Origin of the sequence: Flavobacterium saccharophilum (genome assembly GCF_900142735.1) — a bacterium.
In the GTDB taxonomy this organism is placed as follows: Bacteria; Bacteroidota; Bacteroidia; order Flavobacteriales; family Flavobacteriaceae; genus Flavobacterium; species Flavobacterium saccharophilum.
The window spans coordinates 125,936-142,022 of record NZ_FRBY01000006.1 but is presented as its reverse complement, the minus strand read 5'-3'; the positions used below and the strand labels follow the sequence as shown (position 1 = coordinate 142,022).

The 16,087-nt window shown below is 33.6% G+C and carries 14 protein-coding genes and 1 tRNA gene; 7 read left to right on the top strand and 8 right to left on the bottom strand.

The window, feature by feature from the left end; all coding sequences use genetic code 11:
- Nucleotides 1–179 precede the first annotated feature (179 nt).
- From BUA98_RS19155 to BUA98_RS19140, 4 genes are all read left to right on the top strand, one after another.
- Nucleotides 180–998, top strand: coding sequence for a DUF5694 domain-containing protein (locus tag BUA98_RS19155; RefSeq protein WP_072975158.1), 819 nt, complete (start codon nucleotides 180–182; stop codon nucleotides 996–998).
- A 41-nt stretch (nucleotides 999–1,039) separates the two neighbouring features.
- Complete coding sequence (locus BUA98_RS19150) at nucleotides 1,040–1,747, top strand: DUF6090 family protein (protein ID WP_072975157.1); 708 nt, start codon at nucleotides 1,040–1,042, stop codon at nucleotides 1,745–1,747.
- Nucleotides 1,748–1,816: 69 nt separating this feature from the next.
- Nucleotides 1,817–2,497, top strand: a complete 681-nt coding sequence (locus tag BUA98_RS19145; RefSeq protein WP_072975155.1) for a DUF6090 family protein — start codon at nucleotides 1,817–1,819, stop codon at nucleotides 2,495–2,497.
- Between the two features lie 173 nt (nucleotides 2,498–2,670).
- Complete coding sequence (locus tag BUA98_RS19140; RefSeq protein WP_072975154.1) at nucleotides 2,671–3,462, top strand: CPBP family glutamic-type intramembrane protease; 792 nt, start codon at nucleotides 2,671–2,673, stop codon at nucleotides 3,460–3,462.
- 216 nt (nucleotides 3,463–3,678) lie between these two features.
- Here the strand turns inward: BUA98_RS19140 and BUA98_RS19135 are convergent.
- A tRNA-Met gene (locus BUA98_RS19135) sits at nucleotides 3,679–3,751 on the bottom strand.
- 116 nt (nucleotides 3,752–3,867) lie between these two features.
- Between BUA98_RS19135 and era the strand changes: the two genes are divergently transcribed.
- From era to BUA98_RS19120, 3 genes are all read left to right on the top strand, one after another.
- Nucleotides 3,868–4,749 carry a GTPase Era gene (gene era / locus BUA98_RS19130; protein WP_026985744.1) on the top strand — a complete coding sequence of 294 codons (882 nt, stop codon included), beginning with the start codon at nucleotides 3,868–3,870 and terminating at the stop codon, nucleotides 4,747–4,749.
- A 384-nt stretch (nucleotides 4,750–5,133) separates the two neighbouring features.
- Nucleotides 5,134–6,444, top strand: coding sequence for a ribosome biogenesis GTPase Der (gene der, locus BUA98_RS19125; RefSeq protein ID WP_026985745.1), 1,311 nt, complete (start codon nucleotides 5,134–5,136; stop codon nucleotides 6,442–6,444).
- A 122-nt stretch (nucleotides 6,445–6,566) separates the two neighbouring features.
- A complete protein-coding gene (locus BUA98_RS19120; RefSeq protein ID WP_072975152.1) occupies nucleotides 6,567–9,323 on the top strand; it encodes an outer membrane beta-barrel protein in 2,757 nt (918 codons plus the stop codon).
- A gap of 133 nt (nucleotides 9,324–9,456) precedes the next feature.
- Here BUA98_RS19120 and BUA98_RS19115 read toward each other — a convergent pair whose 3' ends face one another.
- The 7 genes from BUA98_RS19115 to BUA98_RS19085 all read right to left on the bottom strand — a co-directional run bounded on the left by BUA98_RS19115 (nucleotide 9,457) and on the right by BUA98_RS19085 (nucleotide 16,046).
- On the bottom strand, nucleotides 9,457–10,209 hold the full coding sequence (locus BUA98_RS19115; protein ID WP_072975150.1) for a DUF2490 domain-containing protein: 753 nt from the start codon (nucleotides 10,207–10,209) through the stop codon (nucleotides 9,457–9,459).
- Nucleotides 10,210–10,357: 148 nt separating this feature from the next.
- Nucleotides 10,358–12,922, bottom strand: a complete 2,565-nt coding sequence (locus tag BUA98_RS19110) for a TonB-dependent receptor (protein WP_072975148.1) — start codon at nucleotides 12,920–12,922, stop codon at nucleotides 10,358–10,360.
- Between the two features lie 246 nt (nucleotides 12,923–13,168).
- Entirely contained in the window at nucleotides 13,169–13,582 is a 414-nt protein-coding gene (locus BUA98_RS19105; protein WP_072975146.1) for an RrF2 family transcriptional regulator, read from the bottom strand.
- A gap of 140 nt (nucleotides 13,583–13,722) precedes the next feature.
- Nucleotides 13,723–14,559 carry a TPM domain-containing protein gene (locus tag BUA98_RS19100; protein WP_072975538.1) on the bottom strand — a complete coding sequence of 279 codons (837 nt, stop codon included), beginning with the start codon at nucleotides 14,557–14,559 and terminating at the stop codon, nucleotides 13,723–13,725.
- Between the two features lie 2 nt (nucleotides 14,560–14,561).
- Nucleotides 14,562–14,999 carry a TPM domain-containing protein gene (locus BUA98_RS19095; protein WP_072975145.1) on the bottom strand — a complete coding sequence of 146 codons (438 nt, stop codon included), beginning with the start codon at nucleotides 14,997–14,999 and terminating at the stop codon, nucleotides 14,562–14,564.
- An 84-nt stretch (nucleotides 15,000–15,083) separates the two neighbouring features.
- Nucleotides 15,084–15,671 (bottom strand): LemA family protein, encoded by a 588-nt coding sequence (locus BUA98_RS19090; RefSeq protein WP_072975143.1) that lies wholly within the window; start codon nucleotides 15,669–15,671, stop codon nucleotides 15,084–15,086.
- Nucleotides 15,672–15,713: 42 nt separating this feature from the next.
- Entirely contained in the window at nucleotides 15,714–16,046 is a 333-nt protein-coding gene (locus tag BUA98_RS19085; RefSeq protein ID WP_026985753.1) for a MerR family transcriptional regulator, read from the bottom strand.
- Nucleotides 16,047–16,087 lie beyond the last annotated feature (41 nt).

Here is a 16,087-nt window from a genome sequence, read left to right as displayed (position 1 = left end):
AATGCTTACTTGTTTTTTTTGAGTAGTATTGACATTGCAAAAAAACGAATGAAAAACTCACCTCTTCAATTCCAAATCCTGTGTAACTAAGATGTTGTGCGTCACTTTCGGGCGATGGAAATAATTAATCTTAGGGGTAATTTGGGATAACGACAACCATAAAAAAATAAACTAAAAAAATGACTTTCCTTAAAACACTTTGTACAATTTTAATTACGCTTTTAATTGTAACAACAACATTTGCACAAGAATCTAAACATAAAACTAAGATCTTATTAATTGGGACAATTCACTTCGAAACACCTCATTTAGATGCGCATGAATTAAAAACAGACGATTTTCTAGCTCCGAAAAGACAGCAGGAATTGGAAGAATTGACCGAAACTTTAAAACGAACAAATGCTGATAAAGTGATGATAGAAAAACCATTTAAGCAGCAAAAGCAATTTGATAGTTTGTATAATTCGTATTTAGAAAACAAGTATAAATTAAGTGTTTCTGAACGAGAGCAAATTGGTTTTAGATTAGCTAAAAAATTAAATTTAAAACAGATTAATTGTGTTGATGTTTTGTATCTAATGAAACAGGACAGTTTACTAGCTGCAACGGCTAAAGAAAAAAATCAGTTATATCTATTAAATGAATTAGGTACTACAGCGAAAAACTTTATGGCTGAAATAGATGGTGTCGTAAAACTAAATTCAATAACCGGAATACTAAAATATCTAAATACAAAAGAACTTTTGCAGAAAAATTTATCATTGTACTTAAAATATATGGTAAAAGTTGGAGCAGGAGAGAATTATATTGGTGCGGAAGCAGTTTCTGAGTGGTATTTGAGGAATTTAGCGATTTATGCTAATGTAATTACGCAAGTAAATGCAAAGGATAAATACGTTATACTAATATTTGGACAAGGACATATTCCGATATTAAAACACTTACTGCAAAATAATGACGATTTTGAAGTCGTTGAAGTAAATAGCGTACTAAAATAAACTGCCATCAAAAGCCAGAGTTAAAATTACAAAACCAAAACATGCAAGACGAAATAATAAAACACTCAAAAAAAATCTATTCAGAGATGAACAATAAAAAACATTCTTTCAAAGAAAAAGCAAAGGAAGTATTTGCTGAAATTTTAATCATCGTATTTGCAGTTTCACTTTCAATTTGGCTTCACTCCTGGAGCGAAGAAAGACATGAACATAAAGATGCGCAAACATTTTTAATTGGGTTGAAAGAAGATTTGCAAAATGACATTTCAAACCTAGAAGAGACCAAAAAAAAACTAGATAAAACGCAGCAACAAATATCATTTGCTTTGCATCTTACACCAAAAAAGATAGACAGTATTAAAGCGAATCATCAACAGATCCAATCCGGTACAAATCTCATTAATACAATAGTAAATAATGGGCGATATGAAGGCTTTAAATCTAGTGGAAAAATAAATACTATAGAAAATCAAAACGTAAGAAATGAGATTTTGAGTTATTATCAGCAAACTATTCCACAGATAGTGCATGTCGAAGCATCATACGACAAACTCACTTCAAAATATGTAGATTTATTACTAAGTGGAAAAGAAGATGAGGATATAAATAAAACTGTGCTAAAACAGAAGACAAAGATAATTTTGTCAGGTATTAATGATTTTACCAAATACAATCAAAAACCTTATGAAGATGCTATTAAGCAAGCGAGGGAAATTATAAAAGAAATTGACAAGGAAGAGAATAAATAAAAAAACGAACGCACAACCAGTGTTTGGCGAGCGTACAACTTTAACAGAATAACATTTTACAAAAACAAAATGCAAGAAGAAATAACGAAACATTCAAAAAAAATTTACAAAACTGTGAAAAATACAGAACACACATTTGGAGAGAAAGTAAAGGAAATTATCGTAGAAATATGCATAATTGTTTTTGCTGTTACGATTTCTATTTGGTTTCATAGTATGAGTGAAAAAAGTCATCAAAGAGAAGAGGCAAGAGAATTTTTAACAGATTTGAATCAGGATTTGAATCAGGATATTCTTCTTATGGAAACGTATTCAACAAGGCTGAAAAGCTTTAATAAAAATTTAGAAAAAGTCAATCAGTATAAATCAGATTATGAAGAGTTTAAAAAATTAAAAATCAATCCCTTGCCACCATTTATTAATAGAGAAACCTCTACCGGTGATTATGATGGGTTTAAGTCAAGCGGAAAAATAGGCTATATAGAAAATAAAAAATTGAAATCAGCAATTCTTAAATACTATCAGCAAAATATGCTTAGATTAGCTAATGCCGAAAAGTTTTTTGGTAATTTATCTGTTGAAACATCATTAAGAGTCACAGATAAGGGGATGGAGTCTCTAATTGATGACTCAAATATTACCAGATTAAATATATTAGGAGGAATATCAACCGAAATTGTCCAAGTATATGACCAACAAATAAAAGCTGCTAAAGAAATAATTAAAGAAATAGAAAAGGAAACTAAGTAAAAATTGGTGCTGTTGGCTCGAGCGTATCGCTCATGAAAGCAAAGTTTTTTTTAAAGTAATCCAAAAAAAGTTCCAGATTTCTCTGAAGCTTTAGCTTAGTAGCGGGAATATTTACGAAGCGTTACCTAGGAACGTTGTAGTGAGTGTCGGATGATAATGATTTAATTTTCAATATGAAAAAAATAGTAAACTTTTATATTAGAGCTTTTTTAGTCATTTCTTGTATATCTATACCTTTTCTTTTTATTGCTTTTGAAGATTTAAATACAAAAACATTCAGTTATAAAATATGGATAGCTACTTTCTGTCCTCAATTGATATATATAATATATTTATTCAAGAAAGAAAAATTATATAGTAATTTTAAAACTAATTTTGTTGGTGAAGGTTTATACAATAATACAATTTTACTTACCTGTTTAATACCTTTGTTTATATATTCTTTTTTAATTGTGTTTAAATTAATTAAGGTATACGATTTTTATAATTGGGATATTGAAATTATTATTTATTTTATTTTGATATTTTTTTCGGCATTATTAGAGGAAATTCTTTTCAGATTTATTCCCTATAAAACTCTGGTTAATGATATTTCAATTAAAGATGTAATACTAGTTTCTCTATTTTTTAGCTTTTTTCATTTATTCAATCCAAATATTAATATTGTAGGTTTATTTAATGTTGCGATAGCTGGTGTTTTTTTTAGTATAATATACTTAAAAAGCAATTCAATTGTATTGACAAGTTTTATACATGCTTTTTGGAATTTTTCGATTGGTTGTGTATTGGGTAGTAGTATCAGTGGCATTAAGGTAATAAGCATTTTAGATTATGTTCCTGCAGAACCATTTTTTTTAAGTGGAGGAGATTTTGGTTTTGAAGGATCCCTGATAACTACGCTCTTTTTTCTAATAGCTTGTGTATTTTTATATCGTTTACAACCAAACAAATCTTTAAAAAATTAAGTAAATGAATTTCGGTTCAGATTCTACAAAAATGATAGAACATTTAATTCCCTCTGCTCTTCCAAGTGTTCTCAAAAAAAGCTGCGTAAATGTCTCTTTAGACTTTGCGTAATTTTTTTGTTTCTTATAAGTTGTAAACCTGATAAAAGTCTCTTGACTTTTTGCGTTTCTAGCTTAAACGAAAAAGCTCCAGATTTCTCTGAAGCTTTTACTTAGTAGCGGGAACAGGACTCGAACCTGTGACCTTCGGGTTATGAGCCCGACGAGCTGCCTACTGCTCTATCCCGCGATGTTTCGGGTGCAAAGATACGCCGTTTTTTGAGAAATCCAACGAAAACTTTAAAAAATGTTTTATTTTCTGTATTGAGTTGATATGACTACCTTTGTAAAATAAATAATATGCAAATGTCACATAAAGCAGGTTTTGTAAACATCATCGGGAATCCAAACGTTGGAAAATCAACATTGATGAACGCCTTTGTTGGAGAAAGATTATCAATCATTACATCAAAAGCACAAACAACTCGTCACCGTATTCTTGGAATCGTGAATGGCGAAGATTTTCAACTTATATTATCAGATACCCCAGGAATCATCAAACCGGCTTATGAAATGCAGGAGTCGATGATGAACTTCGTAAAATCGGCTTTTGAAGATGCTGATATTTTGGTTTACATGGTCGAAATAGGGGAGCAGGACTTAAAGGACGAAGCTTTCTTTAATAAAATTATCCATGCTAAAATTCCGGTTTTGTTGTTGTTGAATAAAATTGATAACTCCAATCAGGAACAATTAGAGGAACAAGTAGCGTTTTGGACAGCGAAAGTACCTAATGCTGAAATTTTCCCAATCTCGGCTTTACAGAATTTTAATGTACCGGAAGTTTTCAGCAGAATTATTTCTCTATTGCCAGAATCTCCGGCATATTATCCAAAAGATCAATTAACAGACAAACCAGAACGTTTTTTCGTAAACGAAACAATTCGTGAGAAAATCTTGTTGAATTACAGCAAAGAGATTCCATATGCGGTTGAAATCGTTACGGAAGAGTTTTTTGAAGACGAAAAAATTATCAGAATTCGTTCTATCATTATGGTAGAACGCGAAACCCAAAAAGGAATTATCATTGGACATAAAGGTGCGGCTCTTAAAAAAGTAGGAACCGATGCTCGTGCAGATTTAGAGAAATTCTTCGGAAAGCAAATTCACATTGAATTGGTTGTTAAAGTGAACAAAAACTGGAGAAGCAACGCTAATATGTTGAAACGTTTCGGGTATAATCAATAGAGGTTTGTTTTGTTTCAGGTTTAAAGTTTCAGGTTTCAAGTTTGAAATGCGAAATTGGAACGAGTAAATTGTTTTAGGTTTTGAAATTTGAGACGAAAAAGTTCTTAATATCCCGAATCTCTAGCCCTGATAGAAGTGGAAATCCTTTTTTGCCGGGGTTCGGCAGAAAAGATTGAAACGGATAGCAGGAAATTGCTCCTAAAAAAAACCTCAAAATAACAGGAAAAATAATAAAAATCTTAGGTACTTAGAAACTTAGCATCTCAGCAACTTTTTTTAACTACCTTTGCAAAAAATTAAAATAAAGCATTTTGGATATATAAGTGATTGATTATGGGATACTAAAATCAAAAATCTAAAGTCTAAAATCAAAAATTCAAAAAAATGAATAACATTGTTGCGATAGTAGGAAGACCTAATGTAGGGAAATCAACCCTTTTTAATAGGCTGATACAAAGAAGAGAAGCTATTGTAGATTCTGTATCTGGGGTTACCCGTGATAGAAACTATGGTAAAAGCGAGTGGAACGGAAAAGAGTTTTCTGTAATTGATACCGGCGGATATGTTCGCGGATCTGATGACGTATTTGAAGGAGAAATCCGTAAACAAGTGGAGCTTGCTATCGACGAAGCTGATGTTATTATTTTTGTGGTTGATGTAGAAGAAGGAATTACACCAATGGATGATGTTGTTGCACGTTTATTGCGTAAAGTGACAAAACCAGTTTTATTGGCTGTGAATAAGGTTGATAATGCAATGCGTGAGAAAGATGCGCTTGAATTTTATAACCTTGGTTTAGGTGAATATTTCACATTTGCAAGTATCTCAGGAAGTGGAACTGGAGATTTATTAGATGCTTTGATCGAATCTTTCCCAGTAAAACCAGAGCCAGTTCAGGAAGAAGTGGTTTTACCTCGTTTTGCTGTTGTAGGTCGTCCTAATGCTGGTAAATCAAGTTTTATCAATGCCTTAATTGGTAAGGAACGTTTCATGGTTACGGATATTGCAGGAACTACTCGTGATGCAATTGATACAAAATTTGACCGTTTTGGTTTTGAATTTAACTTGGTAGATACTGCGGGAATCCGTCGTAAAGCTAAAGTGAAGGAAGATTTAGAATTTTATTCTGTAATGCGTTCAGTTCGTGCGATTGAACATGCAGATATTTGTATATTGGTTATCGATGCAACCCGTGGATTTGAAGGTCAGGATCAGAGTATTTTCTGGCTGGCTGAGAAAAACCGTAAAGGTGTTGTAATCTTAGTAAACAAATGGGATTTGGTTGAAAAAGATACTATGTCAACACGCGATTACGAAGAGAAAATCAAAAAAGAATTAATGCCTTTTACTGATGTGCCAATTTTGTTCGTTTCGGCTTTAACGAAACAACGTTTATTGAAAGCATTAGAAGCTACAGTTCAGGTTTTTGAAAACAGAAAACAAAGAATCGCTACTTCAAAATTCAACGAATACATGTTGAAAGTAATTGAAGCTTATCCGCCACCAGCTACAAAAGGTAAGTATGTGAAAATTAAATATTGTATGCAGTTGCCAACTTTAACGCCTCAGTTTGTGTTTTTTGCCAACATGCCACAATACGTTAAGGAACCATACAAAAGATATCTTGAAAATAAAATTAGAGAAAATTGGGACTTTGCAGGAGTGCCGATCGACATTTATATTAGAGAGAAATAATAAAAAAATCCCCGTTTTAGCGGGGATTTTTTTTTGGAGATTATAGAAATTTCGAAAATCTTAAAATTGAAAATTAAACCTTTGCGTTCTTTATTGGTCTTATAATTATTAACCAGCTATTTATGACCAAATCCCTCTCTCTTTTATTGTTTTTTCTTTTTTGTTACACGGCAAATGCCCAGAACGATATCCTGATCAAAGGAACGGTTATTGACATCAATACACAGCTTCCTCTCGAAATGGCAACTGTTTATTTTACAACCGTAAAAGATTCTACAGTGATTGAATATGCTACTACGGATAAAAATGGTGTTTTCCGCATCAATACAAAAAAAATCGATAAACCTGTTTTTTTGAAAATCAATTATATGGGTTATCAAACGCTGGTTGAAGAGCAGAAATCACTTCTGGAAAGCAAAGATTTTGGAAAATTGTATTTGCTTGAGAATGTAAATGCTTTAGAAAATGTAATTATTAAAACGGAAGCTCCGCCAATTGCAGTTAAAAAAGATACATTAGAATTTAATGCTTCGGCATATAAAGTCCGCCCGGATGCCAATGTCGAAACTTTATTAAAGCAATTACCTGGGGTTGATGTTGATAACGACGGAAAAGTTACTGTAAACGGGAGGGAAGTGACGCAGTTTTTAGTCAATGGAAAAACTTTTTTTGATAAAGACGGCGCTATGATTTTAAAAAATTTGCCAGCTGAAATTATAAAAAAGGTTCAGGTTTCGGATTTCAAAACAAAAAAAGAAGAACTGGCGAAACAAGAATCGAGTTCAGATAATTCTACCATAAATTTCACAATCGACGAAAAGAAAAACAAAGGTTTCTTCGGAAAAATGCTTGGCGGTTATGGCTCAGATGATCGTTATGAAAGCAGTCTGATGCTGAATTTCTTCAATAATAAACAAAAAATAAGTGTTTTAGCTTCTTCAAATAATATTAATTCGACCGGTTTTTCTATGGACGATGTGTTTGATAATATGGGCGGCGGCAGAAACAATAATGCCAATAGAGAAAGTACTACAAGCGGAAAAGGAATTACCCAGTCTAATTTGGCCGGAATTAATTATTCAGACGATTGGTATAAAGATTTGGCAGTTTCAAGCAGCTATAATTTTTCGAACACAATCACTAATAATGACAGTAAAGCGAATCAGCTGAGTTTTTTGCCAACAGGAAATATTCTTACCGAATCTGATGCCAAAACAAGAAATGAAAATACGGGAAACAAGATTAATCTTGAGTTAGAATATAAACTCAATCCAACGACTCGAATTGTTTTTACGCCAAAATTTAATCAAACCCGTGTCAATAGCGATTCGTCGTCGTCCAGTTTTTCTGAAGATGAAAATGGAGCTTCGTTAAACGAAAGCACGGCCGAATCTCACAAAGAAAATAATACACTTAATTTTGCCAATACGCTTAATTTTAATAAAGTTTTTGAGAAAAAAAATCGAAACCTAAGTTTTGTATTTGACAATAATAATACAAAAGCCGATACAGATGCGCTGAACATTTCAGAGACTATTTTTTATCAGGACAATAAACCAAATGATGAACGAAATCAAACGAGCAGCAATAGAAATACGAATGATATTTACTCTTTAGACATTGAATATACAGAACCTATAACCGATTCTTTGCGAATTAGATTTGGATCTGATTTTGATTGGAAAAATGAAATTAAGGATCAAAAAACCTTTGATTTTGATGCGGGTTCACAATCTTATTCTGATATAAATGAATCTTTGACGACTTATACCACTTCAAGACAAAATTCGGTTAGCCCGAAATTCGGGATTACGTTGCAGAAAAATAAGTTTACAGTAAATCTGGATACTAAAACTTCGATAATTGCTTATGATAATCATGGTTTATATCTAGGTAAAGAAACTGATCTGAATAAAAAATATGCATTGCCATTTGGTACCGCTCAATTTAGGTACAAGTTTAGCCGTTCTAAAAATTTGGCTTTTAAATACGATTATTCAAATACACTTCCGGCATCCAGTTTTTTATTGCCAATTGCCAATTTGAGCAATCCGCTGAATACAATTATAGGAAATCCGAATTTGAAACCAGTAGAAAAAAGCACAGCTAATTTTAGCTTCAGAAATTTTGATTTCCGCACACGTTCAGGATATAGTTTGAATGCTAAAGGAGATTATTATAGTACAGATATTTACTCAACTTCTTTTTATGATGAGAGTGGAAAAAGAACAACAACTTATGTAAATACGAGCGGAACATATACGTTTTCTGTTGGTGGAAACTGGAACCAGTCTGTTAAAAAAGATGCTCATGTTTTGCGATATGGCCTGGCACTAAACGGAACGTATACATTTGATAAAGGTTTTACAAACGCTGTTATGTATAATGCTAAATCTACAGCCGTTACACCAAAAGTTTATTTGTCTTATGAATATGGCGAATTACTGGTAGTTTCACCTTCTTACAGTTTATCTTATAATGAAACAAAATATGAGAATTACACACGAGATGCAACTTCAAATGTAGTGCACAGAGTTAATTTGCAAACAACAAGCTATTGGCCGGCAAATTTAATTTTCGGTAATGATTTCGGTTATACTTATAATTCTAATATTTCCAGCGATTTCAAAAAAGATTTTTTTCTCTGGAACACGAGTTTGTCTTATGGATTTTTAGATAAAAAACTGTATGCCAAAATAAAAGTTTATGATGTGCTGAACCAGAATCAAAGTGCTACCAGAACAATTTCTGCGACATCCATCCGTGACGAAGAGAATACGGTTTTAAAACGTTATGTAATGTTTTCAGTAGCGTATAAAATTGGAAATTTTGCAGCCGAAAAGGGCGGAAAAAGAAAACAAAGAGAAAGAGAAGAATAATTATTTGGGCGTTCCCTTCGGTCGGGCTTTCGGCTATATCTTTTATTCCGTTTCACTTCATAAAAGGATACCGCCTCAATCCCTAACGCAAAAGCACCTTAGGTTTTAGTGAAATATTTGAAGAGTTAGAATTTTAAAATTTATTTATTTTAGGCTTCCTATTTATCCGATGATAAACGGTAAAACGAATAATATCACGATCATAAAAATCAATACCACTAGCGCGCCTCTGAAAGCTTTTGAGATACCCTAATTCTAAACCGATATTGGGATTGAAATGATAACGCAATGCGGCATAAAGTCGGTTTTGATCGAAAGTATTTTGCTTATTGTCTTTTCCGAAATTAAGCAGGATTTCATCAGAAATAGTGCCTTTTAAACTTCGTTTTTCTTTTTTCCAAAGATCAAAAGTCGATTGTAATCGGTATCTGAATCGCAAAGAAAAAGAAAAATCATCAAGTAATTCTGTTCTGGTTGCTTTCTGAATAAAACGTTCTTCCAACTGAAAGCGATTGTGGAATGTGATTTTTGCAATATCATTGATCAGGGTAATGTCTTGCTGAGCACGATATTCCGGAACCGAAAAATCAGGATCAAAATGCGGATCTTGAGTGTTGACATTAAAAAAGGCAAAGCCGCCACCTAAATCGACTAATTTAGTTGCTCTGTATCTTCCCTGAACTCTGATCACAAATAAGTTTTCATGAATAGGATTTAAAAAACTTCTATTATCAAATTCAGAGTGTAAAGCCCATTTCTCAGTTAAGGGTAAAATGTTGTAATACCGAATCCAGGTCAGCGTTTGCTGGTCGATATTGCGTTTATTTTGCGCAATTCCCACTTGACTTAAGAGGCCAACAAAAAGAAATATTCTAAGAATTTTCATTTACATAAATTCAGGCTGCGAATATATACAAATCAAAATGTATTTCAGGAAGATTAAAATGGGTTTAAAATGCTTTTTTGTGATTATAAAAAAGCGAGGCAAGTTCTTAAACTTGCCTCGCTTTGTATTTTGGAATTTAAATAATTTCTTATAATGAATATTTCAATGTAACTCCATAAGTTCTTTGATCTCCAATTACTCCTGCATATTGTCCTGAGTTTCCTCCGGCCGGTAATAATTGCTCATAGTAATCTTTGTTTAAAAGGTTACGTCCCCAGAAGTGAACTGATAATCCCTGAGATGCCCGGAAACCTAAACGAGCATTGAAAATCGCATAACCTGGAACTACTAAATATTTTGAAGCAGAAGGACTAGATGAGAATTCAGAACGAGCGTAGGAATCAAGTGCCAAGAAAATCTTTCCAGCATTACCAAAGAATCTTGCATTATCTGAAAGTTCACCTCCTAAAGATCCTGCCCATCTTGATACACCAGGCAAATCTGTTCCTGAAACATCTTTATAAGCTACCTGAACTCCTCCAACAGTAGTTCCTGTTTCTTCTAAAGGAAGTGGTGCATTTGTAAATTTTACATAAGTACCTTCCGTATAAGTTGCAGCACCATTAATTGTCAGGTGTTGATTCACTACAAAACTTGCGTCTAGTTCAGCACCTCTTACACGTACTTTATCTGCATTAGCAAGATAACCACGGTTAACACCTAATTCAGCTGCCTGTACGTTTGTTTGGTAATCTTTAATTTCTGTATTAAATAAAGCCACGTTCAATATTGAATTTCTGAAAGGAGAAGTTTTTACTCCAACTTCATAATGATTTACTTTTTCAGGTTTGATAACAGCAAGATCGGTCAAAGGCTGTCCTTTTGAATCTGTTGGCAATCCGGCAACATTCACACCAACTGGCTTGTAGCTTTTCGCATAAGTTGCATAAGCATTAATTTTGTCAGAAGCTTTATACGTTAGAGTTATATTTCCGGAAAAGTCAGTATTGTCAGTGCTGGAATCAAATGCCTGATCTGAGTAAACTGATTTTTTCAAAGCTAATAACGCAGGATCGGTTGTTTGCAGACCTCCATATGTTGTACGTGCATAATGTGCGTCTTTTTTGTCGAAATTGTATCTTAAACCTGGTAAAACGTGAAAGCGCTCTGTAATAGCCCAGTCTAACTGGCCAAATACTGCTGCACTCGATGCTCTGATGTTGGCATCGGTTTTGATTCCGTATCCTTCAAAAAGACCCGGAGTTTTCCATAAAGGGCTCGTTGAACTTTGTGCAAATCTCCATTGTGCATTACCAGATTCTTCTGTACCGTCTGTCTGAGAAGTTTGATCGATGAAAAATACACCGGCAACTCCACTGATTTTTGATGTTAACTGTCCAGCGTAACGAACTTCTTGTGTGATCTGAGTTTGTCTTGTTGGGTTTTGTGATTTTGCTAATACTTGTAATCCTGTAAAATCTCTATCATTTGAGGGATCCCAGTTCCAAAAACGCCAAGCTGTAGTAGAAGTCAATGTTCCGCCACCAATTTTGGTATCAATATTAAGCGAAATACCTCCCATGTCTTGTCCTGAACGCCATGGCGTATCGTGGTCAATTTTACGATCAAAAGCATTTAAGCTTGGTAACTGATAATTTAAATCTTTTATAATAGCATCAAACTGACGGTAAGCAGCTCTTTGAGTAGGAGCAACACCCGCAACAACCTGAGCATATCCGTCTGGACGCTGCGTTGTAATATCTGCTGCCAATATAACATTGGTATTTACTGTTGGTGTCCAAAGCAATTGACCTCTAATTCCCTGATTGTTTAAAGTGTTAGTTGGTCTTCCTGTAACCACATTATCAATTAAACCATCACGTTGTGTTCCTGAAAACGAAATACGTCCTGCCACTTTTTTCCCTAATGCACCAGTAACAGACGCTTTTGCTTGCAAGAAAGCATAATTTCCATAACTCACTTCAAAATCGGCACCTGTTGTAAAACTTGGTTTGCGAGTCGTGATGTTAAATGCTCCAGAAGTGGTGTTTTTTCCAAATAAAGATCCTTGTGGGCCACGTAACACTTCGATTTGCTCTACATCAATAAAGTCTAAAGTCGTAGCAGCCGGACGAGCGTAATAAACACCATCAACATAGAAGCCAACTCCCGGGTCGATTCCGTCATTTGTTAGCCCGAATGGAGAACCAAGACTACGAATGTTAATCCCTGTATTTCTTGGATTTGATGAATATAATTGAACAGAAGGAACTAATTCTTTAATACGATTTACGTTAAAAGCACCAGTTTGTTCTGCTTGTTTTCCTGTAATAACAGAAATGGCAATTGGCACATCCTGAACTTTTTCGATTCTACGTCTTGAAGAAACCACAACTTCTACAAGTTCATTTTCTTCTTTTAAAGTTACCAATAATGGAGTTGCCGGAATAGCGTTAAGTTCTATTTCTGTAGTTTTATAACCAACATATTGAACTAGTATAGTTACCGGAAGTTTTCCTTTGGTATCGATTGAAAATTTTCCGCGTGGATCAGTACTAGTACTGAAAGTTGTTCCTTTAATAACAACGTTAACTGCTTCTAATGGAATGTTTTCGGATGTTGTTACGACACCTTCAATATTTTGTGCGTACGATGTTGTAAAGGCTAGTAGTAAAAAGATACTTGTAAGTGATATTTTATATAGATTTTTCATTTTTATATTAAGTATATGTAATTAGTAGAATTTAAATTTAAAAAAAACTTTTTTACCAACACATACACATCATAAATGAATTGTTTTTCACACTTGTGAATAGACTATAATTACTTTGCAAAAGATTTTTTGTTACACCTGATTTACTGGAATGTACTTTCATAAAAATTTGTAAATGATTTGTTAATTATTTTTGGCAAATATATACAAATTCTATTAAATCGATAGGGTTAAGAGAATATTTTTTTATTTCTTTACCAATGAGGCGATTGTAATGCCTTCCATTGCTTTTAAAGTTTTGTCTCTAATAAGAAGTAAACCGTGACGCAGACTGCATTCTGACTCGGTTTTGCAATCAGAACATGGCTCGTAGAAATTTAAAGAAGCACAAGGTAAAAGCGCAATTGCACCGTCAAATAAACGGTGAATTTCAGCTAAAGTGATATCATTTTTAGATTTTATCAGATAATAACCGCCAAATTTTCCTTGCTTACTACTCACAAAACGTCCTCGTTTTAGATCCAATAAAATTTGTTCTAAAAACTTTTTAGGTATGTTAGCGCCATCAGCAATTTCGATCGTTCTCGAAATGTGATTTTCGTCTTGTTCTGCTAAATAAAGTAAGGCCTTCAGGGCGTATTTTGCTTTATGTGATAACATCTATATTTTAATTATGAATTATAAATTGTGAATTATAATTTTAAAACTGAAAACTAATTTTCAGTATAAAACCTGAAACTTGACTCGAGGCTGCAAGCCGAACTGGCGAAGCAAACCTGAAACAAAAGAAACAAAAAACGCTACCAGCCTCCGCTAGAACCTCCGCCTGAGAATCCGCCTCCGCCAAATCCCCCACCGAAGCCTCCGGCTCCGCCGCCAAAACCACCACCGGATGATCCTCCGCCGAAACCGCCAAATCCTCCGCCGCTTCTTCCAAGACTACTCAGTAGAATTACATCCATCAGACTAGGGCCTCCGCCGCCATTGTTGCCAGAATTTCCTCCACCGCCTCTTTTATTTCGAGACAGTAAAATTAATACAATTACAACAATTACAATGAAAGGTAATATTGGGAAACTTTTTCCTTTGGTTTGTTTTCTTTCTCCTTTGAATTTTCCTTTAAAAACATCAATTATAGCATCAGTTCCTTTGTCCAATCCGTTGTAAAAACTTCCTGCTTTGAATTCTGGAATAATAATATTTCTGATTATGGTTCCGCCAATTCCTGCTGTTAAACGATCCTCAACTCCGTATCCCGGATTAATGGCAATTTTTTTCTCATTTTTTGCCAATAAAATTACAACACCATTATCGTCTTTCGCAGTTCCTCCAATTCCCCAGGTTTGTCCCCATTTTGTAGCCAGTTGGCTTACGTCTTCGCCTTTTAAACTTTCGATAGTAATAATTACAATCTGAGTTGTAGTCGAATCTGAATAACGAACTAGTTTTTCTTCTAATTGTGCTTTTTCAGTAGAACTTAAAATGTTGGCATAATCATAAACCGAAGTCTGAAAACTTGGTTTCTCCGGAATTGTAAACTGCGCAAAAATACTATTGCAGATAAAAAGTGCGATAAACAAAAAAGTAAATTGAAAAATTCCGTTGGAATTTGGGATTTTATTGTTGGAATTTTTCATCATTAACCTTTTGATATTTCGTTAGATAATTCATTAGTGTCTTCTTCAGACCACGGAAAGTATTTTTTCAATTGTTCACCGGCGTTTAAAATCCCGTCAACAATTCCCTGCTTAAAGTTTCCTGCTTTAAATTGTGCTGTCATAGCGTCTTTGGTACAATCCCAAAAATCATCAGCAACAGCATCATTTATGCCTTTATCGCCACAAATAGCAAAGGCTTTATCTTCAACAGCAAAATAAAATAAAACACCATTTTGCAATTGGGTTTCATCCATTTTTAATTCATGAAAAAGTTCTAAAGCTCTATCGTAAGGAGCTTTAGAACTTGTTTTTTCTATATGTACTCTAATTTCGCCAGAAGTATTTTTTTCGGCCACGCGAATGGCTTCAACAATTATTTGTTCCTCTTCTTTGGATAAAAAATCTTCTACTTTTGACATTGGAGTTATTTTAGATATTAGATTTCAGATTTTAGATTCCAGACTAAACTGAAATCTAAAATCATCAACCAAAAATATTATTTTTTAGAATTTTACTTCAACTGGTTTATCAGCTCCCGTAGAGGCTTCAAAATATGGTTTTTCTTTAAGACCATACATTCCTGCTAATATATTTCTTGGGAAAGTATTAATGTTATTGTTATAAGGTTTAACAGCCTCATTAAAACGGGTTCTGGCCGTTAAGATTTGATTTTCTGTACTGGCTAACTCATCTTGTAATTTCAAGAAGTTTTCATTTGCTTTCAGGTTCGGATATTGCTCAACACTTACCAATAATTTTGATAAAGAAGATGAAACTCCTGATTGTGCTGAATTAAAGGCCGCTAATTGTTCCGGAGTAACGTTTGATGGATCAATTGTAATTCCTGTAGCTTTAGCACGAGCTTCAATTACAGCTGTTAAAGTGCTTTTTTCATGTTCAGCATATCCTTTTACAGTACTAACTATATTTGGGATAAGATCGTTTCTCCTTTGATATGCAGTGTTAACATTTCCCCAGCTTTCTTTCACTTCCTGATCAAGTGTTACTGCTTTATTATAAATTCCAGAAGCCCACATGTATATTCCAATGATAACAACAGCTCCAATAATCCAAGGCAAAAATCTTTTCATGTGTATTTAATTTAAGTTTGTTTCTAATTTTTAATAAATATACTATAATTCGTTCTTAATTTCGTTTAATTGTGTTTTTATGGTCTCTAATTTACGTATTATTTCGAATTTATCTAATGTTTTCTTTTGTCCTTCTTTTAAATGTGTTTTCGCACCTTCTAACGTAAAACCTCTTTCTTTAACCAAATGATAGATCAATTGCAGATTTGTAATATCCTCCGGCGTAAACATTCTGTTGCCTTTGGCATTCTTTTTAGGTTTCAAAATATCAAATTCACTATCCCAAAACCTTATCAATGATGCATTGACATTAAAAGCTTTGGCTACTTCGCCAATGCTGTAATATCTTTTATCTTTTGAAAGCTCAATATGCATGTTTCTTAATTTTCTATTTTAATCCAAAAATACTACTTTTT